This is a genomic window from Streptomyces sp. NPDC020489 (genome assembly GCF_044386545.1).
Taxonomy (GTDB): domain Bacteria; phylum Actinomycetota; class Actinomycetes; order Streptomycetales; family Streptomycetaceae; genus Streptomyces.
Window position 1 is genome coordinate 97,936 of sequence record NZ_JBIRUZ010000005.1, and the last position, 16,389, is coordinate 114,324.

The 16,389-nt window shown below is 69.1% G+C and carries 11 protein-coding genes; 1 reads left to right on the forward strand and 10 read right to left on the reverse strand.

Going from position 1 to position 16,389, the window contains the following annotated elements; translation table 11 throughout:
* Window positions 1–75: 75 nt before the first annotated feature.
* The 7 genes from ACH41F_RS14485 to ACH41F_RS14515 all read right to left on the reverse strand — a co-directional run bounded on the left by ACH41F_RS14485 (window position 76) and on the right by ACH41F_RS14515 (window position 10,737).
* Entirely contained in the window at window positions 76–2,928 is a 2,853-nt protein-coding gene (locus ACH41F_RS14485) for a glycosyl hydrolase family 95 catalytic domain-containing protein (RefSeq protein ID WP_398835528.1), read from the reverse strand.
* Window positions 2,929–3,045: 117 nt separating this feature from the next.
* Window positions 3,046–4,527: an RICIN domain-containing protein gene (locus ACH41F_RS14490; RefSeq protein ID WP_398835531.1), complete on the reverse strand. Its 1,482-nt coding sequence runs from the start codon at window positions 4,525–4,527 to the stop codon at window positions 3,046–3,048.
* A 524-nt stretch (window positions 4,528–5,051) separates the two neighbouring features.
* The gene (locus tag ACH41F_RS14495; RefSeq protein WP_398835533.1) at window positions 5,052–6,146 is read right to left on the reverse strand and encodes an RNA polymerase sigma factor; all 1,095 of its coding nucleotides are present in this window, start codon (window positions 6,144–6,146) and stop codon (window positions 5,052–5,054) included.
* 301 nt (window positions 6,147–6,447) lie between these two features.
* Window positions 6,448–7,650, reverse strand: coding sequence for an enolase C-terminal domain-like protein (locus tag ACH41F_RS14500; protein ID WP_391231217.1), 1,203 nt, complete (start codon window positions 7,648–7,650; stop codon window positions 6,448–6,450).
* A 3-nt stretch (window positions 7,651–7,653) separates the two neighbouring features.
* The gene (locus ACH41F_RS14505; RefSeq protein ID WP_391231216.1) at window positions 7,654–8,481 is read right to left on the reverse strand and encodes an ABC transporter permease subunit; all 828 of its coding nucleotides are present in this window, start codon (window positions 8,479–8,481) and stop codon (window positions 7,654–7,656) included.
* Window positions 8,481–9,452, reverse strand: coding sequence for a carbohydrate ABC transporter permease (locus tag ACH41F_RS14510; RefSeq protein WP_398835537.1), 972 nt, complete (start codon window positions 9,450–9,452; stop codon window positions 8,481–8,483). Before ACH41F_RS14510 ends, ACH41F_RS14505 begins: the two co-directional genes overlap by 1 nt.
* Window positions 9,453–9,465: 13 nt before the next feature.
* On the reverse strand, window positions 9,466–10,737 hold the full coding sequence (locus ACH41F_RS14515) for an ABC transporter substrate-binding protein (protein WP_398835540.1): 1,272 nt from the start codon (window positions 10,735–10,737) through the stop codon (window positions 9,466–9,468).
* 146 nt (window positions 10,738–10,883) lie between these two features.
* Here ACH41F_RS14515 and ACH41F_RS14520 point away from each other — a divergent pair, with 146 nt between their 5' ends.
* Complete coding sequence (locus tag ACH41F_RS14520; protein WP_398835543.1) at window positions 10,884–11,654, forward strand: FadR/GntR family transcriptional regulator; 771 nt, start codon at window positions 10,884–10,886, stop codon at window positions 11,652–11,654.
* 226 nt (window positions 11,655–11,880) lie between these two features.
* On the opposite strand, the gene ACH41F_RS14525 is transcribed toward ACH41F_RS14520, so the two are convergent.
* The 3 genes from ACH41F_RS14525 to ACH41F_RS14535 form a co-directional block, all read right to left on the reverse strand.
* A complete protein-coding gene (locus tag ACH41F_RS14525; RefSeq protein WP_398836368.1) occupies window positions 11,881–14,175 on the reverse strand; it encodes a ricin-type beta-trefoil lectin domain protein in 2,295 nt (764 codons plus the stop codon).
* 125 nt (window positions 14,176–14,300) lie between these two features.
* Complete coding sequence (locus ACH41F_RS14530) at window positions 14,301–15,206, reverse strand: sugar phosphate isomerase/epimerase family protein (RefSeq protein WP_398835546.1); 906 nt, start codon at window positions 15,204–15,206, stop codon at window positions 14,301–14,303.
* Window positions 15,207–15,210: 4 nt separating this feature from the next.
* Window positions 15,211–16,383: a substrate-binding domain-containing protein gene (locus ACH41F_RS14535; RefSeq protein WP_391231548.1), complete on the reverse strand. Its 1,173-nt coding sequence runs from the start codon at window positions 16,381–16,383 to the stop codon at window positions 15,211–15,213.
* Window positions 16,384–16,389: the final 6 nt, after the last annotated feature.

A 16,389-nucleotide genomic window follows, 5' to 3' on the forward strand; every position in this document is an offset into this window, starting at 1 on the left:
GCCAGCATCCATCCGCTCGGCCTCCGCATCGCAGACATCCTCATCTGGTCCGCCCGCTCATTCGAACCGAACCGCCTAGATGCGCTGGGCTTGGAATCGCTGGTTGGTGCTGCCGGTGACTGCCCACTGGCAGATGCGAGCGCCGTCGGCGGTGGAGGCCTCCCAGACGTCCAGAGCGAGGCCGCTCTGTCGGTTGACCAGACTGATCACGCCACCGCCGTGATCGACCATCCGCCACTGCTGGCCTGCGACGTTGGTATCCGGTTGCTGGGTGACGTCGGCGCCGCCGCTGCTACTGGCGACGTGCAGGACCAGGCCACTGTGCCGGACCCGGATCTTGTAGTGCCCGCCGTCGGAGGGCAGGAACTCGAAGTGCTGGTTGAGCCCGGCGGTGATCTGCCACTGGATCAGCCGCGCACCGGCGTCCGTGGACGCACCGTTGATGTCGGCGGCCTTGCCACTGTGCTGGGCCACCAGCCGATAGGCCACGCCGGTCTCCACCGGCCCCGAGCTGAGTGCGGTCGCGCGGTAGGTGTTCCCGGCCTGGCCGGTGAACTCGATGAGATCGGCCTCGAGCCGCTTCGGCTGGACCGGCTCGCCGCTCGCATCGTCCTTCAGGGTGAAGTCGCCGGCGAGGATCCGGCTGCGCACCCGGACGGCGCCGGTCCGGTCGGGTCTGACGACGAACTCGGTCCGGCCGCTGCTCCACTCGGCGCCGACGGTGTATCCACCGCGGCCACGCAGTCCGCGCACGCGTCCGGCGGGCCAGGCGACCGGCAGCGCCGGCAGTACGTGCAGTTCGCCGTTGTGGCTCTGCAACAGCATCTCCGCGATGCCCGAGGTGGCACCGAAGTTGCCGTCGATCTGGAACGGTGGGTGCAGGTCGAACATGTTGGGCGCGAGCCGGTCCGTCCGCACCAGGTCCCGGAGCAGCTTGTGGGCCCGGGCGCCGTCCTCCAACCGAGCCCAGAAGTTGATCTTCCAGGCGAGCGACCATCCCGTCCCGTCGTCGCCGCGCAGCTCCAGCGTCCGCCGCGCGGCCTCGTACAGCTGAGGCGTCCCGCGCTTGGTGATCTGGTTGCTCGGATGCAGCCCGTACAGGTGGGAGACGTGCCGGTGAGTCCGCTCGGTCTCTACCCAGTCGGCCAGCCACTCCTGCACATTGCCTCTGGAACCGACCCGCGTCGGCGCCAGCCGGTCCCGGGCCGCGACCGCCTGAGCGCGGAAGGCGGCGTCCACGCCAAGGAGTTCGCCGGCACGGGCGACGCCGTTGAAAAGGTCGCGCAGGATCTGGTTGTCCATGGTGGGGCCCGCGCAGACGGTGGCGTTCGTGTGGTGAGGGAGCTCCGGGGAGTTCGACGGGTTGGTGACCAGGTGGCCGAGCGTCGGGTGGGTGACCAGGGTGTCGAGGAAGAACTGCGCGGCGCCCTTCAGGGCCGGATAGTTCGAGCGCAGGAAGTCGATGTCCCCGGTGAACAGGTAGTGGTCCCAGATCAGGGTGGCCAGCCACGCGCCGCCGGTCTGCCACATCCCCCACTGCGCTCCGTCGACGACTGAGGCGCCCCGCCACGCGTCGGTGTTGTGGTGCGTCACCCAGCCGCCGGCACCGTACTGTGCCTGGGCCACCCGGGCGCCGGTCACGGTCAGGTCGTCGATCATGTCGAAGACCGGCTGGAAGCATTCGGACAGGTTCGTCGTGTCGGCGGGCCAGTAGTTCATCGGCAGGTTGGCGTTGATGGTGAACTTCGAGTCCCAGGACGGAGCCATCTGGTCGTTCCAGATGCCCTGGAGGTTGGCCGGCTGGGTGCCCGGTCGCGAGGACGAGATGAGCAGATACCGGCCGAACTGGAACAACAGGGTAGAGAACTGTGGGTCGTTGGCCTGCGCGTGCTGTGCGATCCGTACGTCGGTCGGCTGGTCGGCCGCCGTCGTACGTCCCAGATCGATCGACACCCGGTTGAACAGCGCCTGGTAGTCGGTGAGGTGGCGACCGCGTAATCCGTCGATGCCGACGTTGCGGGCAGCGGTGAGGCGGCTGCGCGCGATGCCCTGGTAGTCGCCTCCGACGTTCTGGAAGGTGACGTAGCTGGAGCCGATCGACACCAGCACCGTCACGCTGGTGGCGCCGGTGACCCGCAGCGTGCCGCCCGAGCTGCTGAGCGTGCCGCCCGTCACGGTGGCGTTGGCCAGGGCGAGGAAGCGGACCCGTCCGGCGATGCCCTCCATGGTGCCGGAGGTGCCGTCGAGGGCGATCGTGGCACCGTCCGGGCTGGACACCGTGGTGCGTTGCGGACTGTCGAAGGTGGCGCTGAAGGTGATGGAGTTGGCCCGGTCGGCCGTCAGCCGGACCACGATCACCTGGTCCGGTGCACTGGCGAACACCTCACGCTGGTACCGCACGCCGTTCAGCACGTAGGTCGTGGTGGCCGTGGCGGTCGTGAGGTCGAGCGTCCGGTTGTACTGCGACGCACCGGTAGCGCTGCCGAAGGAGAGCAGAAGGTTTCCGACCGGCTGGTAGGCCAGCTGTCCGGCCGGGCTGCCCAGCATCGTCTGATTGATCAGGTCCTGAGCCGGCCCCCACTGATCGGCGAAGACCCGCCGTCGGATCTCCGCGATGTTGGCCGCCCCGCGGGGGTTGGCGGAGTCGTACGGACCGCCGGCCCAGACGGTGTCCTCGTTGAGTTGCAGCCGTTCGGTGTCGACGTTGCCGAACACCATCGCCCCGAGGCGCCCGTTGCCGATCGGCAGCGCCCGCAGCCAGTCCGTGCCGGCCGGCCTGTCGTACCACAGAGCCAGGTCGTTCGCGGCCCGGACCTCCGGTGGCGCGGCCGAGCCGACGCTGGCCGCGGCGGTCCACCCACCCGGCACGATCCCTGCTCCAGCCGCCGCCCCGGTGGCGAGAAACCGTCTGCGTGTCACCTCGGACATGTCGTTCTCCCTTCACGGACTGGAACAGGTCGCTGACTTGGGTGAGGACAGACCGCCGGTGAAAAAGGCGGCGACCGAGCCGCAGGCCGTTGCCATCGGCTAGGCCGCCGCCGGAGGTCACCGTCCGCCGTGCCCGCCGAGCCGGGCGTCGTGCCGCGCGTCAGTGTTCTGGATCTGCCACCTCTGGTTGTCGCCGCCCCAGCACGCCCACAGCTGCGTCTTGAAGGTGGCGGTGTTCACGTCGAGGCAGAGGCCGGAGCGAAGGCTGCGGATGGTGCCGTCGGTGCCCACCGTCCACCGCTGGTTGTCGCCACCGTTGCACGCCCACGTACCGACCACGGTGCCGTTCGTCGTCCCGCCGTTGTACGCGTCCAGGCACTTCTGGCCCCCCAGTGCCGTGATCTGCCCGCCGGGCGTCAAGGTCCACTGCTGGCCGGCCGCGTCGGCGCAGGGGGACACCTGGACCTGGATGTTCGCCGTGGTCCCGCCGGGGATGTCCAGACAGTGCCCGGTGCCGACGTTGCGCAGCGGGCCGGCGGGGGCCGGGACGTCGCCGTCCAAGCCCCAGCCGTGGCGGAGGCGTTCACGGCCGCTGGCGCTGGGGGTGCTGAGCGTGAGGTCGGTGCCGGTGCCGTGCAGTTTCTGCATGGCGTACCAGTCGTCGCTCTGGCCGGCGCGTATCTTCCCGCCCAGCCCGGGCCAGTAGACGGAGCCCATCCGCAGTTCCCGGAGCACCGTGGTGGTGGCCCGGAAGTAGCGGACGAAGTTGTCGGTGCTGCCGGTGTCGTGGTAGTTGAGCCCGGTGTCCATCGGCGCGCCGAACTCGTCGATGACGGTGCGATCGGCGCAGGAGCCGATCGCGTTCCGCAGGTAGGTCACCCACTGGTCGTAGGTCTTCGCGCCGCTGAAGAACGTGTAGTGGTGCAGCGACAGGAGTGTCCCGTCAAGGCGGCGTTCGGCGCACATGGACTTGATGTCGGTGTTCAGGCCGGCTCCGCTGACGAAGACGCGGTTCCGCGGAATCGACGGGCGGCTGCTGATCCAGTTGCTCACCACGTTCGCCCACTCGGCGGCGCTGTGTCCCGCGGGTTCGTTCATCGGCTCGAAGTGGACGAGGTTGTTGGTGCCGTACCGGGCGAGCACGGTGTTCCACATGGCGTCGAAGGCACCGGGGTTGACGATGCGGCCGTCGCGGGCTGCCACCCCGTCGTCCCAGTAGGAGAGGACGACCTTGAATCCCTTCGCGGTGGCCGCGTCTATCGCGCCCGTGTACGCGTTCCACCAACTCGTCCCGACGGTGTAGGTGTTGATCGGGAGCCGGACGGTGTTGGCGCCGAGGTTGTTCTCGAAACCGGTGTAGACGGCGTTCGCTTTCGCCACGACCGTCTGGTAGCTGTCGGAGCCGCTCAACCCGTGCAGGACCAGCGGTCCATTGTGGAAGTTGTCACCGAGTCGGGCCCAGTTGACGCCGCGGAACTGGGATGTGTCGGCGGCAGCAGGTGAGGCGCTCTGCTGCTCGCCGACCGCGAGCGCGCTGAGAGCGGTGAGGACGCAGGCGAGCGCCCGGGCGAGGTGGCGCCTGCGATGGGTGTGGGGCATGGTCGTGCCTTCCCTGTGGCGGTTGGTCACGTCTGCGCTGTGCGGGAGCTGTTGCAGCTGTTGCGGTCGGCCGCCTGGCGGCAGGCGGCCGAGCCGGCGCGGAGCTTGCCCTCACCGCGCCGGCCCCCTCCCAGATCGCTCGCGGCGAGCATGTCAGCGTCATGCCGCTGCTGTGGCGCCTGGGAAGCCTTACTCCCCTGCCTCGTGGAGTCGGTCCGGGTGAGCAGCCCCGTCCGCCGCGGCGGGAGATGTGGTCGCCGCCGGACAGGCCACGCGCCCGGCCGGGCTGCTGGGCGTGCCAGCGCGGTGGTGTGTGGCCGCGCACGCTCATGCCGTCGGCCCGGCCTATGGCTGACGATCGCTTGTGGCTTCCCCTTTCACAGGTCATGAATGGGGAACGTCATGCCTCGCCGACTAGAAGATTGACAGATTGCCATGGTCCATTCAAGAGGGAGTCATCGATATATATGGACCTGAACCGACGAGCAACCAAGCAGAGAAGCGGGACTATTGACGGCCACCTCTCATAACGTTTTCATGCGGCGAATTGAAGTGACGGACGCGTGCAGATCTCGGCAGTTTTCGTTATCGGCGGCCGGCTTGAAAAGTCGGAGTCGTCGTCGTGCCGAAATCCCCGAGCCGGCCTCGGGCGAGGCGACTCCCGTCATGACGGAATTCTCGGTCGCCGCGGCGACCGCGGGTTTGGTTAGCACCGTGGCCGACCGCGCCGACGGGACCGGGAGCAGCGCCAGGGCGACGATCAGCCGCTCAAGGGGCACCAGTTCGCCGGCGGCCAGGCCGCAGTCGGCACAGGATCGGGTGTGCCGGGTGATGCGCTTGCGCCACAGCGTGCTCGGCAGGCCGTCCCAGCCCCCCAGCGCGGCGGTCAGCTCGGGGCACCGGGGGCTGGCTTCCAGCGCGGCGACGAGTGACCGGCTCGCATCCAGCTGGTTGCGCATCCGCTGGACGCGCACGGCCGCGTGAGCCACGCTCGTTCCCAGCGCCGCCGCGAGCTCCGGCCTCGTCAGCCGGCCCGCGGCCTCCAGCCACCACAGCGACAGCAGCGCCCGGGCGTCGGGGGCGAGCCATCGACTGGCGCGTACGGTCTTTCGGCGATGACCGGACAGCTCGACGTGGATGAGGGCCAGGTTCTCGGCGTCGGCGTCGGCGTCCGGCGGGTCGGTCATCTCGTCGAGGGGGGCCGTCCGTTCGGCGTCCGCCTGCCGCCGGTGCAGATGGTTGCTGATCTGTCGTGTCGCGATCGTGGCCAGCCAGGGCCGGATGCACTCCGGGGCGCGCAGCGTACGCAGTTCGGGAAGTGCCCGCAGCATCGTCTCCTGCACGACGTCGTCGACGTCCGCGAGCTCACCCAGTGCCCTGCGCACGATCGCGTACACCAGCGGCAGGTACGTCGCGGCCAGGTCGTCGAGCGCTCGGGGATCGCCGGCCTGCGCGGCGACGACCAGGCTCCGCTCGTCGGCTGGGCCGGCGCGCATCACGAGCCCGTACACGTTGCCCCGGGCAAGGCCGTCCCAAGGGCCGCGCACGTCGCGTCCCGCGGCTTCGCACGCAGGGCCGACTCGGGCGCGGCCGGCCGGTAATGCCTGGCGGCCCGTCATGGCCCCGGCCGTCCGCGGTCGACGGGACGAACAGGGCCTCTGCCATGGTTCGACGCCGGGAAGGCGAGGAACACCGCGGCCCCGGCGAGATCGTCGGCGCGTCTGCGGCCACCGGCCGGGATCCTGCCGAGGATCGCCTGGTTCCGCTGGGGGTCCGCGCGTGACGCCTCAGGGTCGTGTGTGGCGACGCAGCCCCTTGCGAGGGTGTTGGCGCCGCGCCCGCCCCACCCCTTCGCCAGGGCCGGCGCCTCGGTGACCGGCCTCTCGATCCTCAGGGTGCGGGCCCCGCGGTGGACAACCTTCATCGATCCTCCATCTCCATGGTGCCGAACGTCCCTTCCGCGGTGGATCGGCACGGCCCGGGGGTGACCGCGAGCAGCCGCCGACCGGCCTGCTCCGGCCGTATGTGCGGTCCGTCGGGTACGTGTGCCGTTCGCTGACGGGCCGCGGTCATCACCTTTTCGTCGATCCGGACGCCTAGCCCCGGCATGTCGCCGAGCACGAAGGCGCCGTCCTCGACGTGCAGGTCCACCGCGACGCCGATCGGCGGCTGCAGGTCCTGCAGTTCGCTGACCAGGTGGTTGGGCACCGACGTCGCGGCGTGCAGCAGCGCGACAGGGGTGTTGCCGATCGGGCTGACCGGCAGGTCGTAGGCGTGCGCCAGCGCGGCGACACGCAGGAAGTGGGTGACTCCCCAGACGGCGGCCGTCTGGACGATGTCGACGCCTCCCGCCGCGATCAGCGGACGGAACTGTTCGAGGCCGGTGAGGTTCTCCCCGCTGGCGACCGCCGTCCGTACACCACGGCTGACAGCGGCCAGGCCGTCGGCGTCCCAGCGCCGGACCGGCTCCTCGATCCAGGTCAGGTCGAGCGTGCGTTCCAGCTCGCCGACGTGGCGTACGGCCTGCTTGCGGCTCCAGGACTCGTTCGCGTCCAGCATGAGCCCTGGGCGGCTCCCGTGCGCGGCCTCGGTCAATACCTCGCGTACGAGCGACAGCCGGTGCCGGTCACGCTCGATGTCCAGGCCCCCCTTGAGCTTCGCCGCCCTCAGCCCGCGCTCGGCGTAGGTCTGGTAGGTGGCGACGAGTTCGTCGTCGGTGAGGCCGATGTCCAGGCCGGAGGCGTAAGCGTGGACCGTACGGTCGTTGCCGCCGAGCAACCGCCACAGCGGCTCGCCGACGGCCTGTGCCTTGATGTCCCACAACGCCGTGTCGAACGCGCCGATCGTGCCGAACACCACGCCGGCATGCCCGGCTTTGAAGGTGTGCCGCAGCATGCGGTCGTAGAGGGCGGTCACCGCGCGCGGGTCCTGGCCGTCGATGGCGGCGAACATCGCCTCGGCTTCCACGTGCGGTCCCAGGCCGACTCCGGTGATCCCCTCATCGGTCTCGACGATGACGAGCGGCACGGGCACGACGCCGTCGACGTACACGCCGTTCGCGTCCCCGACAGGTCTGCCCCATCGCTGAATGGTCGTCAGGGTTCTGTACCCGGTGATGCGCATGCGTCAGCCCTTCGTCGCGCCGGCCGTCACGCCGTCAGCGATCTGGCGCTGCAGGAACAGGTAGGTCACCAACACGGGCAGCCCGGCGATCAGGACACCGGCTGCGAAGGTGGGGATGTCGGCGGAGTACTGGCCGCGCAGTGAGGTGATGCCGACCATCAGGGTGCGGTGGTCGGCCGACGGCATCATCAGCAGCGAGATGAGTACGTCGTTCCAGCAGAACAGCGCGTCGAGGATGCCCACCGACAGCAGTGCCGGGGCACCCATCGGCAGCATGATGCGCCGGTAGACGCCGTACAGGGTGTTGCCGTCGATCCGTGCCGCGTCGACGAGTTCGGTGGGCACCGCTCGGTAGTAGCTCGTCATCAGGAAGACGGTGAACGGCAGGAACTGTGCGACGTAGGCGAGGACCAGCCCCGGATAGGTGTCGATGAGACCGCCGTCGGCCATGATCCTGGCCAGCGGCACCATGATCACCTGGAACGGGATGAACAGTGCCGCGAGGCAGACCAGATACAGCGCGGACGAGCCACGGAACCGTATCTGGGCCAGCGCGAACCCGGCCATGGACCCGATGAGCAGGAGCAGGGCCACGGCGCAGGCCACCACGATCACGGAGTTGAGGAAGTACCGCCCCATGCCGACGCTGTTCCACGCCGTGCTGAGGTTGTCCCACCTCAGAGCGCTCGCCAGGGAGAACCGGTCGAGGACGTACTCCCGGCGGGTCTTCATCGCGACGTTGGCGGTGAACAGCAGCGGGTAGATCGTCGCCAGGGCGAGGATCACCATCGGCACGGCGACCAGCCATCTGCTCGGCCCCAGGCGGGACATCAGTCCTCCCTCCCCGCCCGGCGCAGCAGGCCGACCTGTAGCAGACCCACGACCAGCATGATGACGAAGAGGGCGGTGGACGCGGCCGACGCGAGCGCCGGGCGGCTCATCTGCCCCTGTTGGATCCAGATGTAGTACTCCGGCAGGTAGGTCGACCCTTCCGGGCCGCCACTGGTCATGACGTAGAGCAGCCCGAACATCGAGGTCAGCATCCCGATCATCGTGGTGACGACGACGAACTGGATGGTGCGTGACAGACCGGGGATGATGACGTGCCAGATCATCCGCGCGAGCGAGGCGCCGTCGACCCGTGCGGCGTCCAGAAGTGCGGGGTCCAGGGTCGCGAACCCGGCCAGGAACACCACCAACGCCATTCCTGCCGTCGCCCAGATGTGCACGCCGACGACGGTGAAGATGGCTACGTCGGGATCGCCGAGCCAGTCCACCGGGCCGAGGCCTGAGCCGTCGAGGACGGCGTTCAGCGGGCCGTCGAAGGCCAGCAGCAGGTTGAAGATCGCGCCGACGATCACCGGTGAGAGTACAGCCGGGAAGAAGTAGACGCTCCGGAAGAACGAGTGTCCGGGCACCCGCAGGTAGATGAAGGTGGCGAGCAGTCCCGGGATCGCGACCGCGACCGGCAGCAGGAGCACCAGCAGTCCGACGTTGCGCAGCGCGGTGTGGAACAGCGGGTCGTCGAGGAGTTCCGCGTAGTTGTCGAGCCCCACCATGGCGCCGTTGCGTTCGCCGTCACCGGTGAAGGAGAAGTTGACGCCCAGCCCCAGTGGCCAGAGCCGGAGCACCACGATGATCAGGACAGCGGGGGCGACCAGGACGTAGGGGGCGAGGCGTTCGGCGCGCCGGCCGCCGCGGGCGCGCGGAGGTTTCGACGCGGGTCCGCGGCCGGCTGCCGCCTCACCTGCTCGCGCCCCGTCGGTCCGCTCTGCTTGAGCAGCGCGGACCGACGAATCCATGGGTGACATGGCCTCAGCCCGCCTGATCGGACGCGGCCAGCTGCTTCACGGCCGCGTCGACCGTGACCGATCCGCTGAGCAGTTGCTGGGACAAACGCCCCATCAGGTCCACGGTCTTGGAGGGCAGGGCGACGTGCAGGGCGGGCTTGCCGCCCTCGATCTCGGAGACGATGGTGGCCACGGCCGGGCCGGCGCTCGAGACGTCCACGGTGCGGTCGGCCGCGATGGCGCCCGCGTCGGCGTAGAACGACTTCAGTGCGTCGGTCGAGGTCAGGGAGCGCACCAGGTCTGCGGCGGCCTGGGGGTCCTTGGTCCGCTTCGCGACGGCGTAGCCGATGCCGCCGTCGTAGGGAAGGCTCGGCGTGGCGCCGGGCGTGACGACCGGCGCCTTCATGACGCCGACGTTGTCGGCGTCGAGGAATTCGGCGAAGTCCTTCCAGTGCCCGACGTCCGACATCAACCCGATGACGTGGGCGGCCTTGTTGGACTGGAAGACCGCGAACGCGTCGTTGAACATCGCCGTCGAGTTCGCCCCTTCGCTGTTCAGGCCTTCGTCGTTGATCTCTTTCCAGAGCGAGAAGACCCGCTTGACCGCCGGGGAGGACCAGTCTCGCTTGCCGGCGATCCAGTCGTCGTACTCCGTGGGCGACAGGACGCCCGAGCCGAGCCCGGACAGGAAGAACTGGATACCGATGCCTTCCTTGTTGCCCTGCGCGAAGCATCTGGCGCCGGTCGCCTTGGTGAGGGTCCGGCAGTTGGCGACGAACGCGTTCCAGCTGGTGGCCGGTTGCTCCGGGTCCAGCCCCGCCTTCCGGTAGAGCGACTTGTTGTAGTAGATCGGGTGACCTTGCAAGGTCACCGGAGCGGCGTAGGTCTTGTTGTCCTTGGTGAAGGCCTCCCAGCCGGCCAGCCGCTTCTTGTCGTCACGGACGTACTGGTCCAACGCCAGCAGGGAGTCCGCGCGGTCACGGATCTGCCCGCCGCCGTTGAAGAGCATGACGTCCGGCCCCTTACCGGCTTGGATGGCGGCCCCGAGCAGGGTGTAGTACTGCTCGAACGGCTGGGCGACGAACTCGACCGTCACGTCGGGATGCCGCTCGGCGAAGTCGGCCTTGGCCTTCTTCACGTAAGAAGACGCTGTGGGGTCGCCGGACTTCCAGTCCCAGACGACGAGTTTGCCCTTCGAACCACCGGATGAAGATTCCGGGTCGGAGGCGCTTCCGCAGCCGGCCAAGACGACGAGCCCGGCAACAAGGGTCGCCGACCACAGTGTTCGCTGCTTCATTGCTGCCCCGCTCTCCTGATGTGGCCGGCTATCCGGCAGTTGAGGTTGAGGAGGAACGCAACTCGTATGACGTGTGTAACTCGTATGACGTATGACGTCAACCGGGTGCGATACAATCAGTGCGGCAGGGGTCCCGGGGGGTATGCATGACGGCAGTACCGCAGTCATCCGCAGAGGCCTCCGACGCCCCCGCCTGGAGCCGCCGCCCTGCGAACCTCGCCGCCGCCGTCACGGCTGAGCTGGTGGAGCGGATCGTGCGTGGAGTCCATCCGTCCGGTTCGCCGCTTCCCCCCGAGCCCGTGCTCTGCGAGACCTTCTCGGTCAGCCGCACCGTGGTCCGCGAGGCGGTGAAGATTCTCCAGGAGAAGGGGCTGGTGCAGGTCCGCCAGGGCGCCGGCACGATGGTCACCCCGTCAGCGATGTGGAACATGCTCGACGAGCTGGTCCTTGGCGCGACCATCGCCGAGGACGAGAGCCTGGCCATCCTCGATCACCTCGTCGCGACCCGCCGCGCCCTGGAGTCCGACATGGCCAACGTCGCCGCCCGCCTGGCGAACGCCGAGGTGACGGACCGGCTGCGCGTTCTGGTGGAGCGGATGGACCAGCTCGTCGACGACCCCGCTTCGTACCACGAACAGGACCGGGCGTTCCACGACACCGTCATGCAGGCCTCGGGCAACCGCATCGGCCGTGCCGTGGTCCGTTCGCTGGAGCGCCAGGTCATCAACACCGCCCGTTACACGGGCCGAACCGGCCGCGCCTTCTGCGTCGCGTCCAACCACGGCCACCGCCACATCTACGAACGGATCGCCGCGCATGACCCCCAGGGGGCGGCCGAGGCGATGTTCACCCACATCACCGAGGCGTGGGTGGTACGCCGCAGCGGGCCGGGCGAGCCGAGCCGCCTGCGGCGTTAGCGGCGCCTGACGGGTCCTGCGGCTCGACGTTCAGGCCCTCGGCCAGTGAGCCGTCGGCGGGTTCGGCAGGGCAGGATCACGGCGGACGTCCCCGGTCAGACCGACGCCGTCGCGAGCACCACCGCGGTGCTGACGACGGCGCTGCCGAGGCGCGGCGGGGCCCGCACCCGCTCGGGCCCCGCCGCCGGCATCCGCTCCTGTCCCGAAGGAGAGGACAGACCTTCCGTTACCGCAGTGCCCACTGCTGGTTGGTGCCGCCGTGGCAGGCCCAGAGGGTGACTTTGGTGCCGTTGGCGGTGCCTGCGGCGTTGGCGTCGAGGCAGAGTCCGGAGTGGACGCCGGTGATGGTGCCGTTGGGGTTGACGTTCCACTGCTGGTTGTTCTGGCCGTTGCAGTCCCAGATGACGACGGCGGTGCCGTTGGTGGTGCCGCGTCCGCTGGCGTCCAGGCACTTGTTGCCGGGGACGGTCAGCTGTTTGCCGGCGGTGTAGGTCCAGGTCTGGCTGGTCGTGCCGGTGCAGTCCCAGAGGTGGGTCTGGGTGCCGTTGGTGGTGCCGGGGGCGGTCAGGCAGCGGCCGGACTGCGCGCCCACGATCTGCTGACCCGTGGGCGGCGGGGTCGTGCCCTGCGGTCCGGCGGAGGCCATGACGTCCTGGGCACCGGCGGGCCAGTTGCCGTTGGTGACCGTGACATTGCCGGAGACCACGTTCCCGCGGTCCCCGTTGGTGATGTTCGTACTGCCGTTGGTGGACCAGTTGTTGGTGACGGTCCAGTTCCCCATGTTCTCGCCACCCCAGTAGTTGGCCGTCGCCCACGTACCGGTGTTCGAGAAGACGTTGTTGGTGGCTGTGTAGTACTTCGAGCCCTCGTCGAAGTACACGCCGAAATATCCGTTGGTCCGCAGGCAGTGGTTCCGGCTGATCAGCGCGTTCGGGTTCCATCCGAGCGTGTAGATGCAGCCACCGTCGTTCATCTGCTGCATGACGTCGTGGATGTAGTTGCCGATGAGCCGGTTGTTGGACGCGGTGGTCGGCGTCGTGTAGCGCGGCTGGTAGTTGTACAGGCCCCGGTTGGCGTAGTGGTCGCTGCCGCCCGCGTCGTTGGCGCCCCAGCCGTACCCGATCGACATGCCGGAGTACGGCATGTTGTAGACCTCGTTCTGCGCGACGGTGCTGTTGGTGACGTACGTGGTCAGGACGGAGACGATGCCCCGGTAGTCCGCCCCGAGGTCGTGGATGCGGTTGTTGCTGATCGTGATGTCCCTGTTGACCATGCGCTGGTCGCTGGGGTGGTGGGCGTCGGCGCGCACACCGCCGACGAGGATGCCGCCGGCCGAACTCCGGGCGATCTCCGACCGGGTCACCGTGATGTCGCGGGCGCCCAGACCGACGCCGCTGGCGTGCGCGCCCGCGTCGTTGCCGATACCGATGGCCGTCTGGCCCAGGTTGACGAACCGGGAGTCGCTGAAGGTGACGGTGTTGGCGGCGGAGATCTGCACGGCGGACGGCATCTGCAGCCAGTGCGGCCGGGCAGCCTCGAACTGCGTGCAGCCGTTGTGGCAGGAGTCGAAGCCCGGCCAGTTCCAGTTGCCGGCGATGTACGCGCCGGTCTGCTGGTCCGCGTAACCCTGGTTGCTGCTCGGGCCCAGCCAGCTCGTGCCGGTGAAGGTGATCCCGCTGAACGTGATGTGGTGCGCCGGCTCGCTGTACGTGCCCCCGAGGTTCACCAGCGACTGCAGCGTCGGCAGTTCCACGCTGACGTCGCTCATGTTCTGCCCGGCCCGGGGGATGTAGTACAAGGCTCCGGCCGTGGGGTTGAGGTACCACTCGCCGGGTGCGTCCAGGAATTCGTACGCGTTGGACAGGTAGAACGGACCGGCCCGGTGCGGCCGCATGAGGGTGTCGTAGCCGAAGTTGTTGTTGTTCCACGCCGGCTGCTGCATGGTCATGAAGTTCCCGCTGATGCTCTGCACCGGCGAGTACCGGTCGGTGAAGGAGTTGACGCTCTCCACCTCGATCCGGCTCTGATTGGCCAGGTTGTTCAGATAGCTCAGCGCACCGCTGGAGAACCTCATTCCGGCGCTGGTGGCCGTGAAATCGGCCCTGTTCACCTGCGTGCGTGCCCGGGTGGCCACGGCGCCGTCGACATAGAGCTGTCGGGCATCGAGACCGGCGGGCACGTCGGCCCGCCAGATGTTTTTGGTCGCGTCGGCCACCGACCAGCCGGTGACCGCGCGGGCACCGGTGATCACCGGACGCGCCGACGGGGCGGCCTGCCACACCACCCTGTGACCGCCCGAGCCGGAGTCCTCCGCCGTCAGCCGCAAGGGTTGGGCCAGCCGGTACAGACCGTCGGCCAACTGCACCACGATGTCGTCCGACATGGTGTCGTTGAGCGATCGCACCGCCGCCTGCGCGGCTGCCAGTGAGCACGGCTGCGCGCTGGAACAGTCCGTGCCGGTGCCGGACGGCGAGACGTACACCATGCGGGGAGCTGCGGATGCGGGTGCGGGGAGCGCCATCACGGCGGTCGCGGTCAGTCCGACCGTGGCGGCTCCGCACCGAAGCCACCTTCGTATCGTGCGAGCTGTGAACACGTCTTCTCCTTATGGCGGTTCCCGGGCGGCGGGATGACGGCGCGACCGGGCTACTCGGCGTGCGGGGATACGGGCTTCACCCCCCTCCCGGGAGCGTTGTCCAGTCCGCGCAGGACAGTTCGGAGGTAGGACAGCCCGTCGCGGGCGAGGGCGTCCTGCGACGGGGCGAGCGGCCGCCAGATCGACGCCGCGGTGGCGATGGCCTCGTTCCGCGCGGTGAACGACTCGATGCACACCGCGCCGCGGTAGCCGGTCCTGGCCAGGCCCGCGAAGAAGCGTGGCCAGTCGAAGTGGTCGGCACCCGGGGTCCCGCGGTCGGTCCCGCTGACCTGGACGTGCTTGAGGTGCGGACCAGCCGCGACGAGCGCCCCGTAGGGATCGGCCTCCTCGATGTTCATGTGATAGGTGTCGATCATGAGACCGACGTTCGCGGGCAGGCCGTCGATCAGCTCCACCGCCTGCGCGAGCGTGTTGACGACGCTCGTCTCATAGCGGTTGAGGGCCTCCACTCCGATGCTCACCCCCCGCTCCCCCGCGTGGTCGGCCACCGGCCGCAGGGCTCGGCGGACGTCCGCGTAACAGGCCGCGCGCTCCCCCGGTGACATGCGCCAGGTCCGCCCCACCGCGGCGTAGACCGGGCCGCCGACACAGGGCGCGCCGACGGCCACCGCACTGTCCACACACGTTTTCAGGTACGCCGCGGTGGAGGCGACGACCTCCGGCGGCGCGTTCACGAGGTCACGTCCGGGCGAGGTGACCGCACAGACGCCGACCGCGCGCAGACCGTACGCCGCCAGCAGGTCCCGGGTGCGGGCCGGGTCCCAGTGGCCGGGTTGCTCGATCGGCAACTCGACCGCGTCGAAACCGAACCCGGCGATCCGCGGCACCAGTTCGGCCAGGGCCTCGTCGTCGACCGGCGAGGCCCAGACCCACGGGTTGACACCGATGGGGTACACCGGCCTACTTCCAGCGCTTCGGGTAGCCGGGCAGGTCCGTGCAGCCGCACATCGCGTAGTGCAGCGGCGGCATGGCGGGGTCGACGTACTCGTCCAGGTTGTCCTCGGTGATGGTCGGCTGCGGCAGCTTCCACGGGTTCGGCACCTGCTCGCCGTCGAGGATCTTCAGCGCGGCGATGATCGGGGTGCGCCACTGGTAGGTCGGGTACGTCGGGGCGATCGCCGTGAGCTTCTTGTCCTTCCACAGCCTCAGGAAGTCGAGCTGGTCCTCGCCGTTGATCGGCGGCACGGGCTTTCCCGCGTCCTCGAACGCCTCGACCGCCGCGCCCGCGACCGCCCCGGCGTCCATCCAGACGCCGTCGATCGTGCCGTGCCGCTGGATGTAGTCATTGACGATCTTCTTCGTCCTGGCCGGGTCGCCGTCGGTGAACTCGACGCCGACGACGTCGACGCCCGCCTTGTCGAACGCGACCTTCGCCGCGGACCAACGGGTCTCCAGCACGTCGACGCCGGGCAGGATGCGCAGCGCGAGCACCTTGCCGCCCCGCTTCATCTTCTGGGTGACGAACTCCGCCGCGACGTGACCGAATCCGTAACCGCCGATCGGGTTGATGAACGTCACCGGGCAGGTCGTGTCGACGCCGCGGTCGAAGACGATGACCGGCAGGCCCTTCCGGCAGGCGGCCTCCACGGCCGGGGTGAGCGTCGCGGTGGTGTTCGGCGAGACGATGAGCGCGTGGCAGCCCCTGCCGAGCAGGTCGTTGATGTCGGCGATCTGCTTCTGGTCCTTGCCTTCGGCATCGACGTGGACGAAGTCGGAGATCCGGTCACGGTGCGTGTCGACCTCGGCCTGCATGGTCTTGAAACCGACCTGGCGCCAGGGGTTGTTCAGCCCCGCGTTGGAGAAGCAGATCTTGTACGGCCCGGGCTTCTTGAACTTCGCGGTCTCCACCATCGCCGGGTCGAGCGCCTGTTCCCAGGGCTTGCCGGCCGGTCCGGTGGGCGCGGTGTCCAGCAGCGCCAGCTGCTTGTCGTAGTCGGCCCGCACGAAGAACGTCGACTGCTTCCCGGTGCCCGACCCGGTGCCCGCGGAGGGCGAACCCGACGCGCGGGTGGTGGGCTCGTCGGTGGAGCAGCCGGCCAGCACCAGCAAGGTGCTCACGGCCAGCACCGTCATGGAGTG

Coding starts and splice junctions, on each gene's coding strand:
- ACH41F_RS14515 (WP_398835540.1), bottom strand. CDS start 10,737: ATGAAGCAGCGAACACTGTGGTCGGCGACCCTTGTTGCCGGGCTCGTC.
- ACH41F_RS14485 (WP_398835528.1), bottom strand. CDS start 2,928: ATGTCCGAGGTGACACGCAGACGGTTTCTCGCCACCGGGGCGGCGGCT.
- ACH41F_RS14525 (WP_398836368.1), bottom strand. CDS start 14,175: ATGGCGCTCCCCGCACCCGCATCCGCAGCTCCCCGCATGGTGTACGTC.
- ACH41F_RS14500 (WP_391231217.1), bottom strand. CDS start 7,650: ATGCGCATCACCGGGTACAGAACCCTGACGACCATTCAGCGATGGGGC.
- ACH41F_RS14505 (WP_391231216.1), bottom strand. CDS start 8,481: ATGTCCCGCCTGGGGCCGAGCAGATGGCTGGTCGCCGTGCCGATGGTG.
- ACH41F_RS14510 (WP_398835537.1), bottom strand. CDS start 9,452: ATGGATTCGTCGGTCCGCGCTGCTCAAGCAGAGCGGACCGACGGGGCG.
- ACH41F_RS14495 (WP_398835533.1), bottom strand. CDS start 6,146: ATGACGGGCCGCCAGGCATTACCGGCCGGCCGCGCCCGAGTCGGCCCT.
- ACH41F_RS14535 (WP_391231548.1), bottom strand. CDS start 16,383: ATGACGGTGCTGGCCGTGAGCACCTTGCTGGTGCTGGCCGGCTGCTCC.
- ACH41F_RS14490 (WP_398835531.1), bottom strand. CDS start 4,527: ATGCCCCACACCCATCGCAGGCGCCACCTCGCCCGGGCGCTCGCCTGC.
- ACH41F_RS14520 (WP_398835543.1), top strand. CDS start 10,884: ATGACGGCAGTACCGCAGTCATCCGCAGAGGCCTCCGACGCCCCCGCC.